This is a genomic window from Bacillus sp. FJAT-27445, from assembly GCF_001510665.1.
Taxonomy (GTDB): domain Bacteria; phylum Bacillota; class Bacilli; order Bacillales; family Cytobacillaceae; genus Bacillus_D.
In genome coordinates, this window is the sequence record NZ_LMTI01000007.1 from 231145 (window position 1) to 252716 (window position 21572).

17 protein-coding genes are annotated in these 21572 nt (G+C 39.3%); 3 read left to right on the forward strand and 14 right to left on the reverse strand.

Going from position 1 to position 21572, the window contains the following annotated elements:
• Positions 1 to 436 precede the first annotated feature (436 nt).
• The 3 genes from AR337_RS20470 to AR337_RS20480 form a co-directional block, all read right to left on the reverse strand.
• Positions 437 to 634: a hypothetical protein gene (locus AR337_RS20470; RefSeq protein ID WP_059173893.1), complete on the reverse strand. Its 198-nt coding sequence runs from the start codon at positions 632 to 634 to the stop codon at positions 437 to 439.
• Between the two features lie 18 nt (positions 635 to 652).
• Complete coding sequence (locus AR337_RS20475) at positions 653 to 2269, reverse strand: L-lactate permease (protein ID WP_059173894.1); 1617 nt, start codon at positions 2267 to 2269, stop codon at positions 653 to 655.
• 633 nt (positions 2270 to 2902) lie between these two features.
• A complete protein-coding gene (locus tag AR337_RS20480) occupies positions 2903 to 4564 on the reverse strand; it encodes a PucR family transcriptional regulator (RefSeq protein ID WP_059173949.1) in 1662 nt (553 codons plus the stop codon).
• A gap of 418 nt (positions 4565 to 4982) precedes the next feature.
• Here AR337_RS20480 and AR337_RS20485 point away from each other — a divergent pair, with 418 nt between their 5' ends.
• Positions 4983 to 5843: an alpha/beta hydrolase gene (locus AR337_RS20485; protein ID WP_059173895.1), complete on the forward strand. Its 861-nt coding sequence runs from the start codon at positions 4983 to 4985 to the stop codon at positions 5841 to 5843.
• Between the two features lie 155 nt (positions 5844 to 5998).
• Here AR337_RS20485 and AR337_RS20490 read toward each other — a convergent pair whose 3' ends face one another.
• Complete coding sequence (locus AR337_RS20490) at positions 5999 to 6937, reverse strand: DUF2877 domain-containing protein (RefSeq protein ID WP_059173896.1); 939 nt, start codon at positions 6935 to 6937, stop codon at positions 5999 to 6001.
• Between the two features lie 188 nt (positions 6938 to 7125).
• Between AR337_RS20490 and AR337_RS20495 the strand changes: the two genes are divergently transcribed.
• On the forward strand, positions 7126 to 8784 hold the full coding sequence (locus AR337_RS20495; RefSeq protein ID WP_059173897.1) for a PucR family transcriptional regulator: 1659 nt from the start codon (positions 7126 to 7128) through the stop codon (positions 8782 to 8784).
• An 83-nt stretch (positions 8785 to 8867) separates the two neighbouring features.
• Here the strand turns inward: AR337_RS20495 and AR337_RS20500 are convergent, their stop codons facing one another.
• The 6 genes from AR337_RS20500 to AR337_RS20525 all read right to left on the reverse strand — a co-directional run bounded on the left by AR337_RS20500 (position 8868) and on the right by AR337_RS20525 (position 16878).
• Positions 8868 to 10220, reverse strand: a complete 1353-nt coding sequence (locus AR337_RS20500; RefSeq protein ID WP_059173898.1) for an allantoinase — start codon at positions 10218 to 10220, stop codon at positions 8868 to 8870.
• 88 nt (positions 10221 to 10308) lie between these two features.
• The gene (gene allB, locus AR337_RS20505) at positions 10309 to 11664 is read right to left on the reverse strand and encodes an allantoinase AllB (protein ID WP_059173899.1); all 1356 of its coding nucleotides are present in this window, start codon (positions 11662 to 11664) and stop codon (positions 10309 to 10311) included.
• Between the two features lie 80 nt (positions 11665 to 11744).
• Positions 11745 to 13211 carry an NCS1 family nucleobase:cation symporter gene (gene ncs1, locus AR337_RS20510; RefSeq protein WP_059173900.1) on the reverse strand — a complete coding sequence of 489 codons (1467 nt, stop codon included), beginning with the start codon at positions 13209 to 13211 and terminating at the stop codon, positions 11745 to 11747.
• 407 nt (positions 13212 to 13618) lie between these two features.
• Positions 13619 to 15010: an NCS1 family transporter gene (locus AR337_RS20515; RefSeq protein WP_059173901.1), complete on the reverse strand. Its 1392-nt coding sequence runs from the start codon at positions 15008 to 15010 to the stop codon at positions 13619 to 13621.
• A gap of 523 nt (positions 15011 to 15533) precedes the next feature.
• On the reverse strand, positions 15534 to 15914 hold the full coding sequence (locus tag AR337_RS20520; protein ID WP_059173902.1) for a RidA family protein: 381 nt from the start codon (positions 15912 to 15914) through the stop codon (positions 15534 to 15536).
• 301 nt (positions 15915 to 16215) lie between these two features.
• Positions 16216 to 16878: a YitT family protein gene (locus tag AR337_RS20525; RefSeq protein WP_059173903.1), complete on the reverse strand. Its 663-nt coding sequence runs from the start codon at positions 16876 to 16878 to the stop codon at positions 16216 to 16218.
• 121 nt (positions 16879 to 16999) lie between these two features.
• On the opposite strand from AR337_RS20525, the gene AR337_RS20530 reads away from it, so the two are divergent.
• The gene (locus AR337_RS20530) at positions 17000 to 17881 is read left to right on the forward strand and encodes a LysR family transcriptional regulator (RefSeq protein WP_059173904.1); all 882 of its coding nucleotides are present in this window, start codon (positions 17000 to 17002) and stop codon (positions 17879 to 17881) included.
• A gap of 383 nt (positions 17882 to 18264) precedes the next feature.
• Here AR337_RS20530 and AR337_RS20535 read toward each other — a convergent pair whose 3' ends face one another.
• The 4 genes from AR337_RS20535 to AR337_RS20550 all read right to left on the reverse strand — a co-directional run bounded on the left by AR337_RS20535 (position 18265) and on the right by AR337_RS20550 (position 21559).
• Positions 18265 to 18744: a DinB family protein gene (locus tag AR337_RS20535; protein WP_059173905.1), complete on the reverse strand. Its 480-nt coding sequence runs from the start codon at positions 18742 to 18744 to the stop codon at positions 18265 to 18267.
• 327 nt (positions 18745 to 19071) lie between these two features.
• Positions 19072 to 20160 (reverse strand): 4Fe-4S binding protein, encoded by a 1089-nt coding sequence (locus tag AR337_RS20540; RefSeq protein WP_059173906.1) that lies wholly within the window; start codon positions 20158 to 20160, stop codon positions 19072 to 19074.
• Between the two features lie 26 nt (positions 20161 to 20186).
• Positions 20187 to 20993: a DmsC/YnfH family molybdoenzyme membrane anchor subunit gene (locus tag AR337_RS20545; protein ID WP_059173907.1), complete on the reverse strand. Its 807-nt coding sequence runs from the start codon at positions 20991 to 20993 to the stop codon at positions 20187 to 20189.
• Positions 20994 to 20995: 2 nt separating this feature from the next.
• Positions 20996 to 21559, reverse strand: coding sequence for a 4Fe-4S dicluster domain-containing protein (locus AR337_RS20550; RefSeq protein WP_059173908.1), 564 nt, complete (start codon positions 21557 to 21559; stop codon positions 20996 to 20998).
• Positions 21560 to 21572 lie beyond the last annotated feature (13 nt).

The following is a 21572-nucleotide window of genomic DNA, read 5'->3' on the forward strand; positions in this document are numbered from 1 at the left end:
TTCAATCTAGGAATTGTTTTCAAAACATCTCTCTTATTGTTCCAACTCACGCCGATACTAACCAAACGGATGTAGTTTCATTTCATTCCGTTCCCGGTTTCTTGCCTCCCTATAATTGTAAGCGTATTGAATGGGATAGTCTTTATGATAAACGGATAAAGATTAATCATTATTTTTATCCAAGATGGATAAGCTGGCGTCCGGGAGGTATTTGTCTCCACGCTTTATCTACAATGGATAAAAAGAGTAGGCGCATGAAATTATTAATGCGCCTCTTACTGATCCATTCGTGCGGGTCATTGTTCACGGTTTCTCTGTAACGACCCCGCATGTCGTGATTTTCGTTTTTTACATTGATAGATAGAATTCAGGAATAAAAAGGAAGCTTAACTATCTCTGTCCCGTAGTTTCGAAGATGCTTGCACCTTTGTTTTTCTTATTTGGACTCTTTTTTTGCATGGCTAAACCCTATAGCTGGAACAGCCAACATTCCCCCAAGCATCAAGATGATTCCAATCATCAACACACCGTTATTATGCTGAGTTCCTCCAACATAGAGAAACAGGAAGGAAATTAGCGTTACGAGTGTCGCAATTGTTTGATGTCCAATTTTGGTTGAAAAAAAATCTCTCATTTCTTATCACCACTCACTCTAAATAAACTGTGTAGCAATTGTTAGTATTAACCCCATCAAAATAGCGATGGTGATGACAACAGGCAATATCTTTTTTAAGACAAGACCTTCTTGGCCAAGAATTCCAGCTGTTGTTGTCCCAAGGATGATTTTACTTGGAGATAGAACAGAACCAAGCGCTCCACCCCCTGTATGAGACCCCAATATTGCAGCTTCATTTATATGCAATAACTGGGAAGTCGCTTGTTGGAACCCACCTAATAAAATATTAGAGGACATATTACTTGAAGTCATAAATGATCCAAGAACGCCAATAGCTGGTGCCAACATTACGTAAGTCTGGCCCATAACTCCCGCGGTTCCCATGGCAAGTTCATTTGTTTGACCAGATCCACCCATGATCTTGGACATTATTATCAGTCCGATTACAGCAATCGTAGAAGGTATCGATTTTTCAATTGTTCTCCTGATAGCCCGAACTCCTCCGCCTTTTTCAATTTTCCCTTTACTCTTGAAATAGACAAAACCCATGATTGCGGCAAGAAGCAGGAATAACCCCGAATTCGTTAATGGCATAACAGGTGAATATAGATCATAAGCATGATTCACCACACCATATCCGGTCGATGTTTCAGGATAGCTAAGGCCTAACTGCCACTGATTCAGAAAGTTTTTTAGTGGATTGATCAGTAAAACGAGCAAAGTAATAACGGTTAATACGTAGAAAGGAAAAAAGGCTTGATTCATCGTAAGTAATCCTTCTTCCTTCGTTTCGAATTGCTGCTTATTTTCCTCTTCTTGGCGAAGCATCATTTTACTACCCTGAATGCTCCACGAATTTCTGTACATTTTAAGTTTGCCAATGAAAAGAATAGCAACGAGTGACAGCAATGACGGAATAAATGCTGCTAATGAAGGGTTTGCCTGTGATAAAACCATTTGTCCTCCACCTTGGATGAACGATATGATCACGACTGCCGGCAGACCTTTTTTTACAGCCTCCATGCGGCCATAGGCCCAGCAAATGATAATTCCCGTAGCAATATTGATAATCCAAATGAATAGAGAAGCCCAGATAGCAGCTTCTACTAGAGTGGAGCCCTGAATACCTGTTTGGGCAACTAGCGCATCCCAAGCTACTGCCAGAGTTCCAAACGTATTCCCCCAGGCCTGTCCTAACAAAGCAATGACCACAGCCCATAGTGGCCTTACTCCAAGTCCGACTAATAATGGAGCACAAACTGCGATTGGTACACCAAAACCAGTGATTCCTTGTAAAAAGCTAGCAAATACCCAACCGATAGCGATAATTTGAAGTAGTTCATTTGAAGTAAACTTTTTTAATCCATTCCGGATAGAATCGAATGCGTTAGCCTCAGTGGTTACCTCATATATCAGAATCGCAGGCAAAATAATAGCGATTACTGTTAGAGAAGTCCATATCCCTTTTGCACTTTCCAATCCAATCAACTCAAGATCGGATTTATAAAAAACGATGGAAATGATAAATGCCGTTAATAGTCCAATTGGTGCCGCTTCGGCAGCTCCCCACTGGAATTTAACCATTAGTAATATAAGTACCGCTATAGGTAATACCGCCATTACCCACATCAATATATTCACAGGTAATTCCAATTCCTGCTCTCCTCCTTTTTAATAAAATAAAGTGAATCTTCATTCGGTGGGGGTTTTCTTCACCTCAACCGATGGTTAGAAATTGTTAAAACAATTACTTTTTCAAAATAACTGTTTGTTCACAAATAATAATGTACAACTTTCTCATGTTTCTTTCAATTTACAAAGTGGACAAAAACACCATAAATTTTAGTGCACTATGAACAATATAATAAACAAACAATAACATAATGAAACGATGATACAGCGATGTTCCATAGACTTAAGATGCGAATGGAGCACCAAGTTTATCCACTAGCCTGGAAAATGAAGAACAAAATGCGCAAGCACCTTCGCGACAGGCAAAAATCGCTTGTCCCTTCGATGATTATTCAAAGGAGCTTTCCTTAGTGGTCTGCCCTGACCTGCAAAGATAAGATCCCGAAAAACGGGCCTGCCCTCAGAAGGGAACCACGAAATGCATAAGCGTTAAGATAACTTGATTTAAATTATCCATAATGTTCCATTTTATAATTTCCTGTTGACAAAAAAATAGTAAGCTTTTGCTAGCTTACCATTTAATCTTTCTGTCCATTAAATTGTGTCTTTATAATTCCGAATCAAATCGTTAGGCAGGAACGAGTTGTGGCGAATTCATTCTTTATACATATTTTTTCGTTCAAGGAGATCGATAATTTTAAGTCCTACTTGAACAGATAACATCTCCTCAGAATCATCAAAATTCATTCCAGTTATTTCCTTAATTCTTTCAAGACGATAGACAGCGGTTTTATGGTGTATAAAGAGAACTTGAGATACTTTAGTAGCATTTTGGTTACACTCTAAAAAGATTTTTAATGTTTCCAACAAATCATTTTTATTAGACTGCGGGTAACTCAGTAACTTGTTGAGAGAAGGCGGAATAAATGTATTTAATAGGGCTGGATCTTCAAATTCGCAAAGAAGCCTATATATCCCTAATTCAGAATACGCTGTAATGGCTTCCTTTCCATTTAAAAGCTCGCCAAGTTCCAGCGCTTCTTGAGCCTTTTTATAGCTTTCCCCAACATCCGTTATTCGATTTGCTAAACTCCCCAAGCCTACTTGAACAACGATTTTATTGTTTTGTTTTTTTAGAAATTGTTGAATTTTGGCTGCGGTTTCTTTTATTTTATCCAGCCATAAATAATTATTTTTATCATCCTCATCTATTTTCCAAAGTACCACGACTAAGCCGCTTCTACTGCCAACAATACAATTGGGCATCTGTTGGTGAATAGCCTCATAAAGCAATGTCTCATTTCGATTTGATACGCCACGTATAATCTGTTTCTTGGAAAGCGGTTCATTGTTTTTGCTTATTTTGAACAAAACCGCCGCAAACGAACCTTCAATATCCCAGCCAATTAAATTGGCATTTTGGAAAAAGACCGTTGATCGACTTTTCCCCTCAATTAACTCTTCCAGTAAATCATTTTTAAATCTCTTATCCACCTCTGCTACCGCAAATTGTTTCACTAGTTCAAGTGAGAGCGCGGTTGCAGCATTTTCCACAGCTATAAAATCGAGCTCTTCCAAAGGTTTATTCATTTCACTTATTAATAAGTATGTTTTGGTATTGTTAACCGTTTCAATTGGAACAACTATTTGATAGCCTTTTTGTCCATCCAGTTCTAGATATTTCACAATTTGCCGGTAGTGCGGAAACTTTATTTCCTCCGTTTGATCATAATAAGGGATTTTTTCAACAATCTCGAATCTCATCAGAGATGGTTGGGTTGATGTAATACAATGGAAGTGACGGTCAAATAATGCAACAGAATTCCCAATTAACCCTTCCAATGTCTCAATTATTTTTTCGGGGCCTTTGTCGGCTAAAGATAATGCCGTAAACTGATCATGGATTTTTTTGTAGTATTGGAGCTTCTTTACTTGAGTATTCATTATCTCCCCTATGACTGGGTACATTACATCTATATAGGGCACCTCTTTTGGCAGCTGGATAATCGGCAGTCTACTCTTTTCACCCGCTCTAATAATTATCTCCGGAATCCCGGACACGTTTTTAATCAACAGGGCACTCACTCCCTTATCGGCCAATCGAATAACAAATTGCTCTTGTTGGCTATCATTAAAATCGCGGATGGGGTAAAGACTCGTTAAAATTAATTCCCCGCCATTCAACCAGTCAGCAATATCGGATGTTTCCATAATCGTGGCCCCTGTTATCACTTTATTCAAATTGCTTGTCCCGCTGAGTATCACGGCATCTTTTAAGGATGCAAGCTTCAACAAATCTTTCACTTTAAATTCCATGGGCATTACCCCCCCTTTCTGCAAAATATTAAGTCTGTCTAGCAAAAAAGGACTAAGAGAAAAACTCATAGTCCTTTTTACCACCTGTGGATGACGGATGAACAAGCCCTTTCACCAAATAACCAGTTTCATAAACAGTTTTACAATTTATAATCAAACAGAAACTTTGGCTCTTTCAAAAAAGATGCATATCCACTATATTAACCCATAATTCCACACCTATTTAAAGGACCAATTTCTTTTTTAACAGGAATTTATCCCCATTTCAGAGGGAAGGTTTTTCCCTGTGTGAATATCTCGGCGGGAGGAAGATAAAGTTAGCTTTATTTTAAGCAAAAATAGACATTAGTTAGTAACTATATTTATTTATGATATAGTTATTAACGCAAAAAACTTTATTGGAAAGAATGTGAACATCATGATACCAACAACAATAATTTACAAAAGAGACAAACATTTTGAGATAAAAGGAGATTTTTATCCAGCATCGCAAATGTTAAGTCCTGTCATTATCTTTATCCATGGTGGTGGACTCGTTTGGGGATCGAGAGAAGACATAAAAAACGAACAAATTGAATTTTATCACCGCGCCGGTTTTAATGTATTTTCCATTGATTATCGTCTTGCTCCAGAAACGAAACTACCCGAAATACTATCTGATATTGCCGCTGCTCTTTCTTGGGTTGAGAATGATGGTGTCAAACAATTTAACTATAATCCAGAAAAGGTAGCTGTTATTGGAAGTTCTGCTGGCGCCTATCTTGCCCTGATGACTGGACCATTGAAGAATAAGCCTAAAGCAATCGTTTCTTTTTATGGCTACGGGGATATTACTGGTGATTGGGCGTTAAAACCAAGCCCACACTATCAAGAGATGACAACCGTACCAGGAGAACTCGCAAATATGCTGGTTTCTGATGAAGTAATTACAGTCGGCCCTATTCAAAAACGATATGCAATCTATATGCATGGTCGGCAAACAGGTGTTTGGATTAAGAAAATTACCGGACTCGGAAAGGAAGAACTTTCCCAGTTTTGCCCTATAAATTTCGTAAGTGCGGACTTTCCGCCCACACTTCTTCTCCATGGAACAATGGATGAAGATGTCCCATTTGAACAATCAGTATTAATGGCCGAAGCATTAAACGAGGCTGGAGCGAAAAGCCAATTAATTACAATCCCAAATGGCAAGCATGTCTTTGATGAAGAGTGGCAAAACCCGATTGTCCAAAAAGCGTTTGATGAAGTTATTGCTTTTTTAAATTTACACTTAAATTAAGAACAAAGTGCGCAAGCGCCTTCGCGACAGGCAAAGACTTATTTTGTGATGTCCACAAGGTTCAATTTAATAATTTTTCCTTGACGATGAAAAAGGGCTTGAGAGGATATTCTCAGGCCTTTTCTCGTTTTTGGGTCTAAGATAAAGCAGCTTTTCTAAACAACAGTGGCTTTTATTCCTAACAAAATGCCTATTATAGTATCTGCCCCTGATGTATGGCCTATTTTTCTCATGTCTTCAAGAGCAGCCAAAAACTCTGGCCCACGCGGTTTATCCATGACATAACACATCTGAATAAGATGCGAGTGAAATTTACTTTTGGTTGCATATAAGAGGTATTCTAACGCAATATGCGTTGTCCTCTTCCTGCCGTTTTCCACTAAATAGGATTTCAACTGCTGCTGAAAAGCATCATTTGTTCCATTTAATGCAGAAAGGATGGCACAAATCCCTGTGATGACATCGTCCCCGCTTGGAGTAAGCCCCAGGCCTCTTCCGATCCAATAATTAAATACGTTTTCGGCTATTACCGTTAGATCGCCATGGGCAAGCTTTTTTAGGTTGTCCATTTCCTTTAGAGTCAGATTATCCTTTTGGTCAAACATATTGTCTAGCAAATACTTGATTATCATCCTTTTATCATCGTTGGTTTCCGCCACGCCCGTGCGCCACTCCTCCTGAAGCAGCCTGTCGGCAACAAATAAAAAGTTCTCTTTTAAATGTTGGCGATGGTACAAATGACCATGAAGCGTATGATTTGTCAATTTTGCCTGATCTAACGAAATGGAAGCTCCTTTCGAAAAAACAATGGTATTTGATGACACATCCCATACTACATCCTCGTTATTACTTATCTGCCTGGTAAGCTGTTGCACATCATTACCATTCATGCCAATACCGAATGGGGATAACCCCTTTTCCACGGGACCAACATGGACTAAATATTTTTCAAAAGCTAAGTTAAAACTATTGTTAAAAATACTATGGACACAGCCATTAGGATTACTTTTAATGATTTTATATATTTCATCACTGGAAGCGCGGGCAGACCAGCTGCTTTTATCATGATTTTTCCTTCGCATTGAATAAATCAACCAATTCACCCCTAACTAAAAATAGTCCCTTGAAGAAATTACTATAAATATTTTGTTTACCTTATATATAATTGTAAGATACAATAGGACTACTGTCATTGTTCAAAGTAGCCAAAATTCACTTGCAACTTGTATGTTTATTACATAAAATCACGAATTAATAGGAAGTAAATGAGGGATGAACAGCCATGAAAACAATCAACGATTTATTTATTTTAGAAGGTATGAAAGAAAGTGTCGTTCTGGCTGGCCACAGAGGACTTACTCGAAATGTTCAATTCGTCAATATATCAGATACACCCGATATCATCCGATTTTTAGACAGCAATCATTTACTTCTCACTACCGGGTATGCTTTTAAAGACGATATTCAGCAAATGTGTGAGTTGATTAAACAAATGCATGCGTTAAATTGTTCAGGAATCGTAATTAAAATTAATCGTTTCTTGAAAGAATTACCAACTGAAGTTAAATTGCTTGCCGATGACTTGGCTTTTCCAATTATAGATTTACCGACAAAACATACTTTAGGGGAAGTGTCCCGCCACATTTTGAATTACTTAAATGATGACGAAACTGAGCAACTTTATTATGCCCTCCACGTTCAAAAAGAGTTTTCCAAAATGATGATAAAAGGATACAGCATGAGTGCACTAATCGAACAATTAGGCCATTTTTTGGCCCGACCAACTCTTTTATTAAATCACAGAGGAGAAAAAATCGCCTCTAGCCATGATTTTGGAATGGAATCAATGAAAACAGTCGAACGGGAAATCATTCAAAGGGTAAAAGAAGATTTAGTCTCTGCCCGGCAAGGCATGACATTTACGATCCCACTAAAAGACCATCAATCCATCTCTACATTTCCAGTGCAAACAAAACGGCTATACCCCAGTATGTTGGTTATCTTTGATTCTTTAACCTTGCCCTATCCCTCTTCACAAATGGCCATTGAACAGGCTGGCAACGTTATTTCATTTACAATCATCAAAGAACAGGCTATCGAAGAAAATTCGAGATTATTAAAAAATAATTTCTTTGATGAATTAATTGAAATGAGGATTGGCTCTGAGGAAGAGATTTTAAGCCGTGGGAATTATTACGGATTGAAAGAAAACATGGATAATATTTGCATGATTTGCACCATTGATCAAAGAGGGCAAAATTACGAATCATTACAATTGTATGAAAAAAAGGTTGGAGAATTATACAATAGTATTTACGATCAGCTCGAGGACGAAATCATACACAATAATATAGAAGCAATTTTATTTACAAAAGAAAAATACTTTGTGATGATTCTCCAATTCCCCAAATTTAGCGAATTGGATTTGAATACTTTAACCAGCTTTATAAATAATTGTCAAACCAATTTGCAGGGCGATTATTCCATTTCCTTCGGAGTAAGTAATCCAGTCTTCTCAATTAAGGATATTCGTACTGCCTATCACGAAGCCGTAGAAGCATTAATGGCCGGATATGAAATGAACAAGCTGGGATTCATAAATTTCTATAAGCCGAAGGAGCTTGAAGAATTACTTAGCGCCGTTCCTAAAAAGGATTTAAAAGCACTATACGAAAACACATTAAAGTCTCTTGCTTATCCAAAGACAAAAGAAGAACAGGAGTTAGTTAAAACAATAAAAGTCTACCTTGATTCCCAATGTGAAATATCCGAGACATCAAGGAAATTGTTTATCCATAGAAATACGGTTAAATACCGCATCGAGAAAACGGAAGAAATGCTAAACTGTTCATTTCGTGACCCTGTAGATTCATTGCGCATGCGTGTTGCTCTAATTATAGGCGCCATACTAAAAGAAAACGATAGCAATGAGGAAAAATAAGTGTAAGCCTGCAGGAGATCCTCCAATAGCTAAGCAATAAAAAAACCAAAACCCTTTATACTCTCGGGTTTTGGTTTTTTTACTTATGCTTTAACTTCAGATTTTCCATCAACAATGATTTTTCCGTTATCAAAGACAATTTCACCATTGACAATCGTTGTTTGGACTTTACCTTTAAATGTCATGCCAACGTAAGGTGAATGCTTATGGCGGTAGAACAAATCTTCATTTTTTAGTTCAAAGCTTTCGTTTAGGTTAACAATGGCCAAGTCTGCATCGTAGCCTTCGGAAATTGTTCCTTTCGTTGTCAGCCCGAATAATTTTGCCGGATTTGTTGCAGTCAGTTCAACGATTTTTTCTAATGGAAGATTCCGTTTGAAGTGTCCTTCAGTCAACAGAATATTCAACATGGACTGAGCACCTGAGATTCCGCCCCAGCCCTCAAAATAGTTGTCAGTAATGGTCTTCATGGATGCTGGTGCAGGTGAATGGTCGGAACCGATGACAGTAATTTCACCATTAGCTACAGCCGCCCAAAGATCTTCTACTTCTTCTTCATCCCTTAACGGAGGAGCGCATTTCGCCAATGCTCCTTTTTCTTCTAAATCCTTAACGGTTAAAGATAGATAGTGCGGGCATGTTTCGACTGTTACATCCACGCCCCTTTGCTGAGCTTCCCTTATAACCTGAACGACCTTCCGGCTGCTCGCATGGACGATATGAAGTTTACATCCAGTTGCTTCAGCATAGGAAATCACTCGGCGAACCGCTTCAATCTCAGAAATGATCGGCCTAGATTCAACAAAATCCCTCGCGGTTGTTTTTCCCTGGCTTTGCTTTTCTTTTGCCAGCTGAGCACAAATAACCGTACTTTCCGCATGGACAGCTAATAGAGAGCCAATGGAAGCAATTTCTTTCATGCCCTTGTAGAGTGTTTCATCATCAACATTATCGAAATCAGCTATCCCACTTGGTGACATGAATGCCTTGAATCCAATGACGCCATTTTCGTGAAGTTCCTTAAGATTGGCAATATTTTCTGGCACTAGCCCACCCCAGAAACGCGGATTAACAATCGACTTTTCGGCGGCAGCTGAGCTTTTGAGCTCCAAATTCGCCTTGTTAATTGTCGGAGGTGTACTATTCAACGGCATATCAAAGAATGTTGTGGCACCGCCTGCAGCCAGGCTTCTGCTCCCTGTCTCGAGCCCTTCCCATTCGGTTCTCCCCGGTTCGTTAAAATGGACGTGTGTGTCAATTAAACCAGGAAGGATATGAAGCCCTTCAGCGTTAATTTCTTTATCTGCTGTTGCCTCTAGAGGTTTACCTACAGATACTTCTTTAATCTTGCCATCTTTGATTGCGATATCCCCTTGAACGATTGACTCTGCTGTGACAATATTCCCGTTTCTAATAATCAATTCGTATGTAGCCATGTTTCATACCTCCTGCCATTTAGTAACCCTTAGCCATTGTCAATCGCGGACAATGGCTAAGCGTTAATTGTTTCGTTTTTATAACTGATTATTTTGCAGAAATTAGCTTCCCTATAGGGTTGCCAACAATGCCTTTTTCCAAATCAAAAACAACATTCCCGCGAACGATTGTTTTCGTTACACGGCAGTCGATCTGTCTGCCTTCATACGCACTGTGTTTATTTTTATAGTACAGGTCTTCCCTTTTCACAGTATAAGATTGGTTAGGATCCACCAAAATAATATCCGCATCTTTTGAAACGGCTATTTCACCTTTATGAGGCAAGTTAAAGCGTTCAGCTGGATGTGTTGCAATCAAATCAACGAACTTATTGACCGCGAGTCCGCGTTGTTTCACAGCGAGGTCAAACATAAGGTCGACGTTGTTCTGTGCACCACTGATTCCGCCCCATGCTTCCCAAAGGTTTCCTTGCTTTAAGTCCTCAGTACAAGGCGAATGGTCGGAAGTAATCCAGTCGATCGTGCCATTCATCAGCTCATCCCATAGTTTTGCCTGGATTTTTGCAGGTCTGATTGGCGGCTGGCACTTTGCTCTTGGTCCGATTTCATCCACTTCCTCGGCTGTGAAGGCAAAATAATGCGGGCAGGATTCCACCGTAACATCGACACCTTCCTGCTTGGCCTTTTGAATGACTTGAACAGCCTCTGATGTACTGATGTGCACTAAATGCAATTTACAGCCAGTTTCTTTTGCAAAAAGAATGGCGCGTTGGACGGCATCCACTTCTGTAAAAACAGGGCGGGATTCAGCATATTCTACTCCGGAATTCTTGCCTGCTTTAGCAAATTCTTTAGAAAGCCCAGATGTAACCGAAGGATTTTCCGCATGGATGCATAGCAGCTGATCCAATTCGGCTAATTTCTGCATCCCTTTATACAAGGTATAATCATCGACATTTGTGAAATCTCCAGGGATATCGCTTGTGATATCAGACATGAAGCATTTAATGGCAAGAACACCTGCATCAGCCAATTCTTCCAGCTTGTCCAGATTATCTGGCACAAGTCCGCCATAGAAGGCATAATCAACATAGTTTTGCGTTTTTGCCGCTTCAAGCTTAAGATTCAATGCCTCTTTATTGATTGTTGCCGGGAGTGCGTTCAATGGCATTTCCACATAACTTGTCGTCCCGCCGGCTGCCAATGCTTTCGATCCTGTTTCAAAGCCTTCCCATTCCGTCCGGCCTGGTTCGCTGATGTGGACATGTGTATCTATCATTCCCGGCATGACATATTGTCCACTTGCATTGATTACTTCTTTTGCCTCATCCGTAATTTGTTCCGCTATACAGGAGATTTTTTCATCTTTTATTCCAATATCAACATTATAAACGCCATCCCGTAATACAACATTTCCGCCTTTAATAACCAAATCAAATGCCATGTAAAATACCCCTCTCAGAATCAAGATTTTTTTCATTCAATTAAGAATTTTTTCAATCACTAGTTTTGCCATTTCTTTATTTAACTATTTTCATCATTTAATTTTGGTGTCTTTGCAAATAAAGTTCCTTTAGAATGCCGCCATTCAATCACTGTATAAATAATAAACGCTGAAATGATTCCGACAAACCAGGACATGTCGTAAAGCGGCTTCAGAAATGGAATGAAATTACCACCCAAACAAAGGATGCCGGCGATAATCATTGTTATGATGGCATTCACATTAAAACCATTTATATAATTGTATTTGCCTTTTTTTGCATATAGTTCGTTCAAGTCAATAGTGGTTTTTGAAATGATAAAATACTGGGCTAACATAACTCCAGTTACTGGAGCTAATATCCCGCCAACAATATTTAAGAAGGTGAAAATACTCGTTGAGTTTTCCATCAACTTCCATGGCATAACGAGAATTCCAATAATAGCTGCAATCATTGCGCCGGATTTGAAGGTAATTTTTTTTGGAAATAAGGACGCTAACTGGTAACCTGCAGGAACAATATTACCCGTAACGTTAACAGATAATGTTGTTAAGCAAAGCGTAGTAACGGAAATAGCGATTGCAAATGTTCCCTCGAACCGGGCAACTACATCAAGCACGTTCCATATCGGAGTTCCAAAAGCGATTTCAGATCCGACAATAATCGAAATACTTGCAACCGCAAATAATAAATACCCCACAATAATACCGAGTGATTGTCCGATTGCTTGGTCCTTCGTAGACTTCGCCATCTTTGTGAAATCTGAAACATTTACAAATAGTGTTGCCCAAGCAGCAATAACCGCTGTCACTGAAGCGATGAAGATTATCATTTTATTTCCGGTAACCCCTGAGCCGGTATAAGCTAATATTGGTCCAATACCACCTGCTAAGTTAATGGCCCAAATTGCCATTCCTCCAAAAACTATGTATACAAGCGGTGAAAGGATATTTGAAAATTTCCCTAAGAACCCCATTCCTCCATAAATTAAGGCAACATTCAATAACCAAAAAATTAAAAAGGAAAGTAGTGCAGGCAATGACAATCCTAAAAGGCTCCAATCTCCGCCTAACGTTAAATATGCCGGCCAAAGTTTGCCTATTAAAATGGATAATGCTTGGCTTCCTGCGTAGGTCTGAAAACCGAACCACATAATCGCCGCAATAACTCCTCTTAATACTCCTGGAATCATTGCACCTTTCGTTCCAAAGGACAAACGGAGCAGCATCGCAAATGGCAATCCATACTTTGAGCCCGCATGGCCATTAAGAACGAGCATTGCAGCTATTATTAGCGAGGCAACCATAATGGCGGCAAAAACCTGCCCAACTGACAATCCCAAGGCAAAAAGCCCACCGATTGTAATATAGTTAGGAATGTTATGGACAGCCCCCATCCATACAGTTGAGAAATTTCCAATATTCCATTTCCTATCTTCTTGTTTTGTCGGCAAAATGTCCTCACTATATCCCGCAGCTTTTAATTGCTCTCTATCAAAATGACTCAAATGAATCCCTCCTTGGTAGCTCCACTAACCATCGAAGCTTTTTGTTCAAGTTCATCCTTTACTTGAACTTATGTTTCGCGTACATAATAAAAAAATGCAATGGGGTTCATCGAATCATGTCGAAAAACCTTTCTTTATTTATTACCAGCATTACTATTATACAATAGTATTTGGCTTCACTTCTTTAGGTCCATTAAACAAAACAAATATGTATTTTTATATATTATGCATAAAATTTTTACACTTATATTCATTTCAAACAAACGCAAGTGCAACTTGCACAGTAATAAATGGCGAATTGAGTCAAACTTTTAATTCCTATATACAAGCGATCATGGGGTTGTGTAAATTGTAGGAATCAAAAAAATACTTTGCAGAGCATTCTCTGCAAAGTATTTTTTATGGTTTTACTTCTCAAAAATCGTCCCTTTTTTGAAGCTTGAGCCTTTAAAGGCGAACTTCGATAGAAGATAATAAGCTATACCTGCTACTACTACACCGATTATCCATGCTAGCTCAACCTTTACGAAAGCAGCGCCTGCACCGATAAACATTGCAATCAAGCTTGCTGGATTAAACCCTGCAAAAGGGCCATCTTCCTTGTACAATTCTACAGTATTTACTTTTTGCTTTCTTAAAATATAATAGTCGATTAATAATATCGCAATAACCGGTCCTAAAAATGCGGAGTAGATTAGAATGAACATATTAAGACCCTTAGACGAGGACTCCTGAATAAGCAACCAAGGAAATGCACCTAGTGCAAGCAATCCTGTTACCGTTACAGATGCTTTATACTTTAATTTTGTCAGCAATGAAATGACATAAGTTGGCGGAATGATGTTAGCAACCATATTTGTTGCAATTACCGCAATTACAATAAAGGCAGATACAAAAACTGAAATATAAGGATTATCGATTACAATTGGGAGTGCATGTGCAGGGTTCGTTACCCCAGTTGCAGCAGCGAGCATCGCCCCAATTACAAGAACAAAACCATATGATAAGGTAATTGGCAAAAAGTATAATGCTCCGCGTTTTCCATCACTCAAACCAGTTTTAAGTTCTCTGGAATAGTCTGCAGCACTAACAAAAATACCTGCATAATTCCCTAAAAAGACCATAATGAGTCCGAAGAACGGCAAGCCCCATGAGCCTTTTGCCTGAACCCAGTTTTGGGAAATCTCAGTGCTATATGATGTTAAAAGAATTCCGAAAACATAAACAAGTGCTGCCATAAAAACAACAGATGCAACAGTCTCGACCCATTTAATAGCATGGAAACCGAATAATGAAAGCACAATCTGAAATAATTGCAGCGCTACAAAGCAAACAAATACGTTATCAAAACTTCCACCTGTAACAATTACGGCAATTTCATTTAAAGCAGTTCCGCCGATCCAGCTTTGAATCCCGTACCAAACGATGGCTGGTATCCCACGGAGAAGTGACGATATGACAGTCCCTTTAATCCCAAAGGACATTCTAAGCTGTACAACATATGGAATCCCTAATTTGTAGCCGGGACGATCATTCAATGCAAAAATAGTTGAAATGATCGCAATTGCTATGATTGCTGCTAAAATTGTTTGAAAGATGTTTAATGTGGCAACACCCGCGACAATGACACTAGCCCCCAGCGTCATATTACCTAAATTAACGCCGTCACCAATCCACATGAAAATGTAGTCTTTCGCGCTGACTGTCCTTCCCTTATCGGTTTTAGGATATAATGATTCATCCACTCCCGCGACATGTTTAATCTCGTTTGTATCGTAGCTTTCAATTGTTGTAGCCATATTTCATACCCCTTTTTTATCGTATCCCGTTTTCAAACCCTTTTAATTCGACCATTTAGCAAAAGTTTAACCTAATTACTGTAAAATTATTTTTCTATGGCAAGAGGCTGCTTTGGAATGTCAATTTTCCTCCTTTATAGCCAACAGTACTCTAATCAGTTAAATAATTTTCAGTTTCCTAAAGAAAATTAGGCCAAGCAATTTATCCTCCTTGAACACGTTTCTTTTTTAACAAGACTTATTATACATAGCTTTTTTAGTTAGGTCTTTATGTCGATTGAACAAAATAAACAAACAGCCACTATCTATACTGCATAAATTATTTTAAAATAACACCGATATGAACAACCATTTGTACAATTTGAACAATATGAAATTGATTATTTTTACCTTTTCCTATAAATCACCGAAAATTAAACACATCTGCGGTTTGTATATGTTGAACGATTATTAAATGAATCATTAAAATCACAAAATAAAAAGGAGTGATGTTTTACGTAAACAGTCACTCCTCCTTTTTTATTTATTTTCTTTTTTTGGCAATCATTTCGATTTCAACTTCAGCATCTAACGGCAAAGCTAACACAGCTACACACGTCCGGGCAGGAAACGGGCTTGTGAATTGTGTTTCATATACTTCGTTCATAGCAGCAAAATTATTCATATCCGTTAAATATACATTCACTTTTACCACATCATCAGGTGTAAGGCCAGCTGCTTCTAATACTTCAAATAAATTTTTGAAACACTGCTTTGTTTGTTTTCCAATATCCCCTTTCAGGTTTTCCGCTGAAATTGAGTTCATTGCTGTTTGACCTGAGAAATAAACAAATTCTCCTGCATCTACCGCATGTGAATATGGGCCAGATACTGTTGCACTCTTTGCCTCATAAGCCTTCCTCATTTTAATCATTCTCCTTTTTTAATCAATATAATGCCCATATTACTGAAATGGGATCGCACATTCAATAAAGTTGCTTTTAATAAATGTTGTAATCTTCTCCATGGCATACAGCAGTTACAGCGCTTGTGTTCAAAAAAGAAGACACCACTATAGATTATAGTAAGATGTCTTCTTTTTTAAATAATTTTTATTTTAACGGCTAGTATAGCCAGCATCAACATGTATGGTTGTACCAGTTACATAAGAAGCCCAATGCCTTTTTTATATTCTCTTTATTTTTGTAACCGATCAGAAACCAATTCTATGCTTCAACTTCACTTTCACTTTTATATACCCACTGCCGAAAGATTCGTTGGTAATTTGCAAGCATCCATCCAAGAATTTTTCCGTTGAAATATGCAGCAATCAGTGTACCAATTCCAATAGATCCTAAAGATTGTATAAAAATTAGACATACCAATCCAGCCACAACAACATTTATTAGGTCACTCGTAATTTTTGCTTTGCTGAATTTCATACTGAACCGTTCACTTATCACGTACGTTAACGCATCGTATGGCATCAATGGAAGTTTTGCTTTGAAATAACCTAGCAAGCCGGCCGGTACAACGAATAAACTCACGAGTAAATAGAGTACACGAACAACTATGGTTTCAGGTGTGGGGAGAAGTTGAACGATGGATAGCGTGACATCCATAAAGAAACCGAACAAGAACGCAACAATTAATTGAACTGTATATTCTCTTATTTCTATACGTTTGTTTAAAATAACTTGAACAAAAATAAACAGAACGTTTGCAAGTACTGTTGTAGCACCGACGGAAATGCCAGTCGTAAGAGAAATGGCAACAGGCAGCGAGGATACTGGAGATACGCCCAGCCCTGCTTGAATTGAAAAACTAACTCCTAGCGACAAAAAAAATAAGCCAATGCAGTACAAGGCGAGTCGTTTCGTAATATTCATTTGAGTATTAACATCCTTCTTTTCTAAAATCATAAAAATAAATATAACATTGAATTCAACATATTAATAATATATATTTGATAAACTATTTATATTAAAATTTATATAACGGGGTTGTGAAATGGATATTCGGCATCTATACTACTTTAAGGAAATTGTAATACAGGGCAGTATTTCAAAAGCGGCAGAAGCCCTCCACATGGCGCAGCCGCCGCTGAGCCAGTTGTTGAAAAAGCTTGAAACGGAGCTGGGAACCACGCTAATCCAGCGGTATCGCCAGAAATGGGAACTTACTGAAACGGGGAAAATTTTATATCAATATGCCGAGCAAATGTTGATTCAAATGGAAGATGTGAAACAGCGAATCGAAAATATTGAACATGGTACAGCAGGAACCGTCCGATTAGGTGTTTCGTCTGCATGTTCGAATATGGTAATTGACTATGTCAGCACGTTTAGAGTCCAGTTTCCAAATGTGAAAATCACAATTTTCACAGGCAATTCGGAGGAATTACTAACAAAACTGGAACAAAGGCAAATCGATATTGCGTTGCTGTTACGGTCTGGCAAAAGTGAAAAGTATAGTATAAAAACACTTAAAAAGCAGCCAGCCGCCGTTATTGTTCCATCAAGTTGGTCGGCGTCATTTTCAGAGCGAGCCTCATTGGAGGAAATTTCCCAATACCCATTAATTTTGTTAGGTGCGATGGAAGGACATTCTTTCACAGAAAACATCCTTAACGCTTTTGATGAACGTAGCATTAAGCCAAATGTTATTATCGAGTCGAAAGATATTTCAATGGTTGTCTCTCTTGTAAGCAGAGGCATCGGCTTATCGATTATTCCAAGAATGGATTATGTATCTCCTTTTTTAGAACACACCATGCTGTTCGAACTGGAGCAATTGGATTTTAGTGTTGAACCGGTCTTTGTAAAGTTAAAAGATGAACCAAGTTCAAAAGCAGCCCATCACTTTTGGGAAATTGTAAATGAGAAGTTGTGATAATTGTTAGTGCCCAAGGAACAGAAATTAAAACGCACGAATGTGAAATTATCACGTTCGTGCGTATTGCTTTATTAGTATAGAACCCTTGCTTGCCCTATACGAGAAAGGCGGATGTTATCTAGCAGACACTTATCTGTTTTACGAGTGGTAACCTATCCCAACTTCAAAGAATTGGACTTTAGCGGTCGAAATTCAAATAAAAAGGCTGTCCCAAAAATCGTTGGATGACGATTTTATATGGGACAGCCTAATGTGCATTAGATAACCTTTTATTGGATATAAAACGTTCGTGTTTTATACAGAATGTATAGTAGGCTCAGTTGATGGACATAAGAGCCCACTCATGTCCCTTAACCAGAAACAATAAATATGTTATGTACTTACTTCATTTGCTCTTCTACAGTTGGACCCATGATGCCAGGCACTTTTAATCCTGCTTGGCGAAGGAGTACGGTCATTTGTCCGCGATGGTGGGTCTGATGGTCGATGAACAGTCTTAGTGTCGCACCTCTTGGCATTAACTGGCCAAGTGACTCAACAGCTTCAACTATTTTTTCGTCGGTCAAGTTGGTTTCTACTTCTTTTTTCAACTCCTCACTTGCCTGTTTATATGCTTCCACAATCTCGCTTGCCTTGTCAGGAACTGATTTTACATCGCCCGGAATCGATACATTCAAGCCTACCTGCCCGGCAAAGAACGGAATGCTCGTTGCCAAATGCCAGCCTAACCACCCGAGTGTACTATGGCCTTCCACAATTGCCTGGTTCAATTTTTCATCTGTTAAAGACTCCAATACGCTGATCGTTCCACTCGCTGCCCGGGACCACTCAGCCATAAAGTCATTTACTGTTCTGTACATAAACTCACTCCTCTTATACTGTATCTAATCTATTATTAGCATATTTACTTTTTATTTTCATTTTTTCGGCTCGTTTTAATTTGCTAATCCGTGTTTCTAAAAAGAAAAAGGGCCCTTTTTTTTCAAAAAAAAGACCGTTTTGAATTCACTAAAAAGTACAGAAAGCCATTTACAATTGCTTTAAACACTCTTTCTTCTTTCACTTTCAAAAAATCCCCATATAAATGAGCTTGCACACCTCTACCTTCAGGGTAGTGGTTGTTAAAGGTTATTGTTTTTGAGAACCACCCTTTTGCCTGAGAGGGCTCGAGGATGGTTTTCCTGTTTTCAAATGAAACGGCGGGCTAACAGTTGTTTGTTTGCGAGCAATGATTGATTTTGTACAGGTTGCAGCTTGATTCTTTTTGTATAACAAATTTCTTCACATAGTGAACAATCCACACATTTTTGTGGCTGTAACGTGATTGTTTGCTGGCCTTCCTCAATTTTCACCAACAGGGCATCCGTTGGGCATAATATTGCGCAAGCCCCGCAGAAGTTGCATTCTTTGCTTATATGAGGCAAACGGCTGTCCTCTTGCTGGCGCAATGCTTCGTTTTCCTGCAATTCCGCCAAAAAGAGCGAACGTTTATTCATATATGGAAAAGCCGTTTCATTGGTCATTTTTTCAAAAAGATGGTCGCCCACCGCGTCCCATTCTTTCTTTAGTTTTGTTAGTGAATCATCCTGAAGTTTCTCCTGGTAGGATGATACCCTGTTAGACCCGCCAAGCAGCTCTCTTAACGCAAGCTTATTTGTTGCTTTGATTTCCTTGAAGAAACCAGATAGAAAATCCCTGCGTTCAACATCGTAGCGCACGTTTTCTTTTGAATCACTTATTTGGTCGGTAATTTTTATCTTTCTACAAGTGATAGCTTCTCCGGCATGCAGTTCCATTCTCCACACCTTTTCGCCCGTCGTGATTTCACAGCCCTGGCATGCCTGTGTTGGTTGATAGATGGACAGATTTTCACATCGATTTAACAATGTCACCCAAGCTTCTTTTGGGATCATTCCCAAACATGGTACGGATACCGCTGTAGGATGGCGGGTTGAAACCGGCTTCCTTTCGCAGTGGAGATAAACTGCTTCATGCTCCTCACTTTTACGAATGACTTCCTGGACAAATTGAGTGAGAGGGGGACGATTCGTTAACAGGGCCCCTGTTGGACAAACAGCCGCGCATAAGCCGCACTCCACACAGTTGCCTTCGATGGCCATATCCTTCTTTAAAAAGGAAATGCTGTTCATGGGACAATGATCGACACAGCTGGTGCAGGTGCTTTTTGGAGATATCAGCTTCGTGCAAAGATTTGGTTCCACGCTAAGCCCCGCCATTTTTTTATCGATTACATTAACCCAGTTAACAATGCTCATTCCTAATTCCCCCTCCCTTGTTTCATTTATAAGTGAATCGCTGTTTCATAGAAAAGAAATCTCCCTAAAAATTCACTGGCCAAAAGGACTGCAAAAGCAGCCGAATAGACTGTGGCATTTTGCCATTTGCTATTTTTATACGATAAAAGCATTAACGCCGAGGCGGCCAGGAATGTGGCAATCCTTACCCAGAAAAATACATGTTGGAATGTTAATTTCGCCGTTTCAACAGCCTGTGGCAGACCAGCGGCCAGGGATGAAAAATAGACAACCGCCACAATTGCTGAAACAACTAGTACAGGAATTGATAGGCTGGAAATATTAACCGAGAGCTCCCCTCTGATTACCAAAAAGACAGCCACATATAACGGGCCCAATAATAGCGATGTTAAAAAGAAAGCAAACAGTGTATTTGCGCTATCCCACGCGGGAAACGCCGGAATCATGTAAATTTTTGCTGAAGAGAAGATCGCGATGGCGCCGATAGCAGTAGCAATCCATCCGATCGCGCCGCGCTTTGCCGCATCTTCTTTGTACCAAAACCAGGTATATACCGCCATCAGCCCAAGAAAGGCTCCATAAAAGGCAATTTCACGGCTTAACCAGGAAACTTTAATATTTAAAATTGCGCGGTAAGCATGGAATGGGTGGCCTAAATGCAGCATTGAAACAAGAAGCGAAACTCCGCCTAAAATCAGGAGAGAAATCGAAATCACCAATCCTGTTGTCTTCGAAATGCCGCCTTTTTTCCGGTCCAGCCACCAAAGTGCCACAAATCCGCCTAAAAGAAGCTGCGATAATACGGTGAAAATTACAAGTGGAAGATCATGCATCGTTATGCCCTCCTAAACTGCTTGCCTGGTTTTGGCAAAATAAATTGAGTAGTGGGATGTGTAATGGACGGATCAGCGAAAGTCGGCACAATGCTCACAGTTCCGGCAGGCTGGACTTCATTATAATCAACAATTTCAATTGCCTCCAGCGGGCATTTTGAGACACAAATCGGAGATTCTCCTACATCAAGCCGGTCGTAACACATACTGCATTTGTCCATTTTTTTCTTAACAGGATTGTATTGCGGCACCCCATAAGGACATGCCTTTCCGCACATTTGGCAGCCGATGCAAAGCTCCTGATTATGGACAACAATGCCATCCTCTTCGCGCTTTGTATACGCTCCAACAGGACAAGCTGCCTTACAGGCAGGCTCATCACAATGGTTGCACGCTGTTGAAACAAATGCGCGGACGGGAGAGCCGACCATATCCTCCGGCAGCTCCCTTACCGTTCTCCGCCTCATCTGTGGTTCAAGCTGATAAAAGCTTTTACATGAAATTTCACAGGCATGGCATCCGATACACCGATCAATATTTACTAAGAAGCCTAATTTTTTCGCCATGTGATCCCTTCCT

Bases quoted from the DNA above. Each gene is read 5' to 3' on its own strand.
- AR337_RS20520 (WP_059173902.1), bottom strand. From the start codon at position 15,914: ATGAGGAAGGCTTATGAGGCAAAGAGTGCAACAGTATCTGGCCCATAT.
- AR337_RS20485 (WP_059173895.1), top strand. From the start codon at position 4,983: ATGATACCAACAACAATAATTTACAAAAGAGACAAACATTTTGAGATA.
- AR337_RS20470 (WP_059173893.1), bottom strand. From the start codon at position 634: ATGAGAGATTTTTTTTCAACCAAAATTGGACATCAAACAATTGCGACA.
- AR337_RS20525 (WP_059173903.1), bottom strand. From the start codon at position 16,878: ATGAATATTACGAAACGACTCGCCTTGTACTGCATTGGCTTATTTTTT.
- AR337_RS20530 (WP_059173904.1), top strand. From the start codon at position 17,000: ATGGATATTCGGCATCTATACTACTTTAAGGAAATTGTAATACAGGGC.
- AR337_RS20515 (WP_059173901.1), bottom strand. From the start codon at position 15,010: ATGGCTACAACAATTGAAAGCTACGATACAAACGAGATTAAACATGTC.
- allB (WP_059173899.1), bottom strand. From the start codon at position 11,664: ATGGCATTTGATTTGGTTATTAAAGGCGGAAATGTTGTATTACGGGAT.
- AR337_RS20540 (WP_059173906.1), bottom strand. From the start codon at position 20,160: ATGAGCATTGTTAACTGGGTTAATGTAATCGATAAAAAAATGGCGGGG.
- AR337_RS20550 (WP_059173908.1), bottom strand. From the start codon at position 21,559: ATGGCGAAAAAATTAGGCTTCTTAGTAAATATTGATCGGTGTATCGGA.
- AR337_RS20480 (WP_059173949.1), bottom strand. From the start codon at position 4,564: ATGGAATTTAAAGTGAAAGATTTGTTGAAGCTTGCATCCTTAAAAGAT.
- AR337_RS20500 (WP_059173898.1), bottom strand. From the start codon at position 10,220: ATGGCTACATACGAATTGATTATTAGAAACGGGAATATTGTCACAGCA.
- AR337_RS20535 (WP_059173905.1), bottom strand. From the start codon at position 18,744: ATGTACAGAACAGTAAATGACTTTATGGCTGAGTGGTCCCGGGCAGCG.
- AR337_RS20545 (WP_059173907.1), bottom strand. From the start codon at position 20,993: ATGCATGATCTTCCACTTGTAATTTTCACCGTATTATCGCAGCTTCTT.
- AR337_RS20495 (WP_059173897.1), top strand. From the start codon at position 7,126: ATGAAAACAATCAACGATTTATTTATTTTAGAAGGTATGAAAGAAAGT.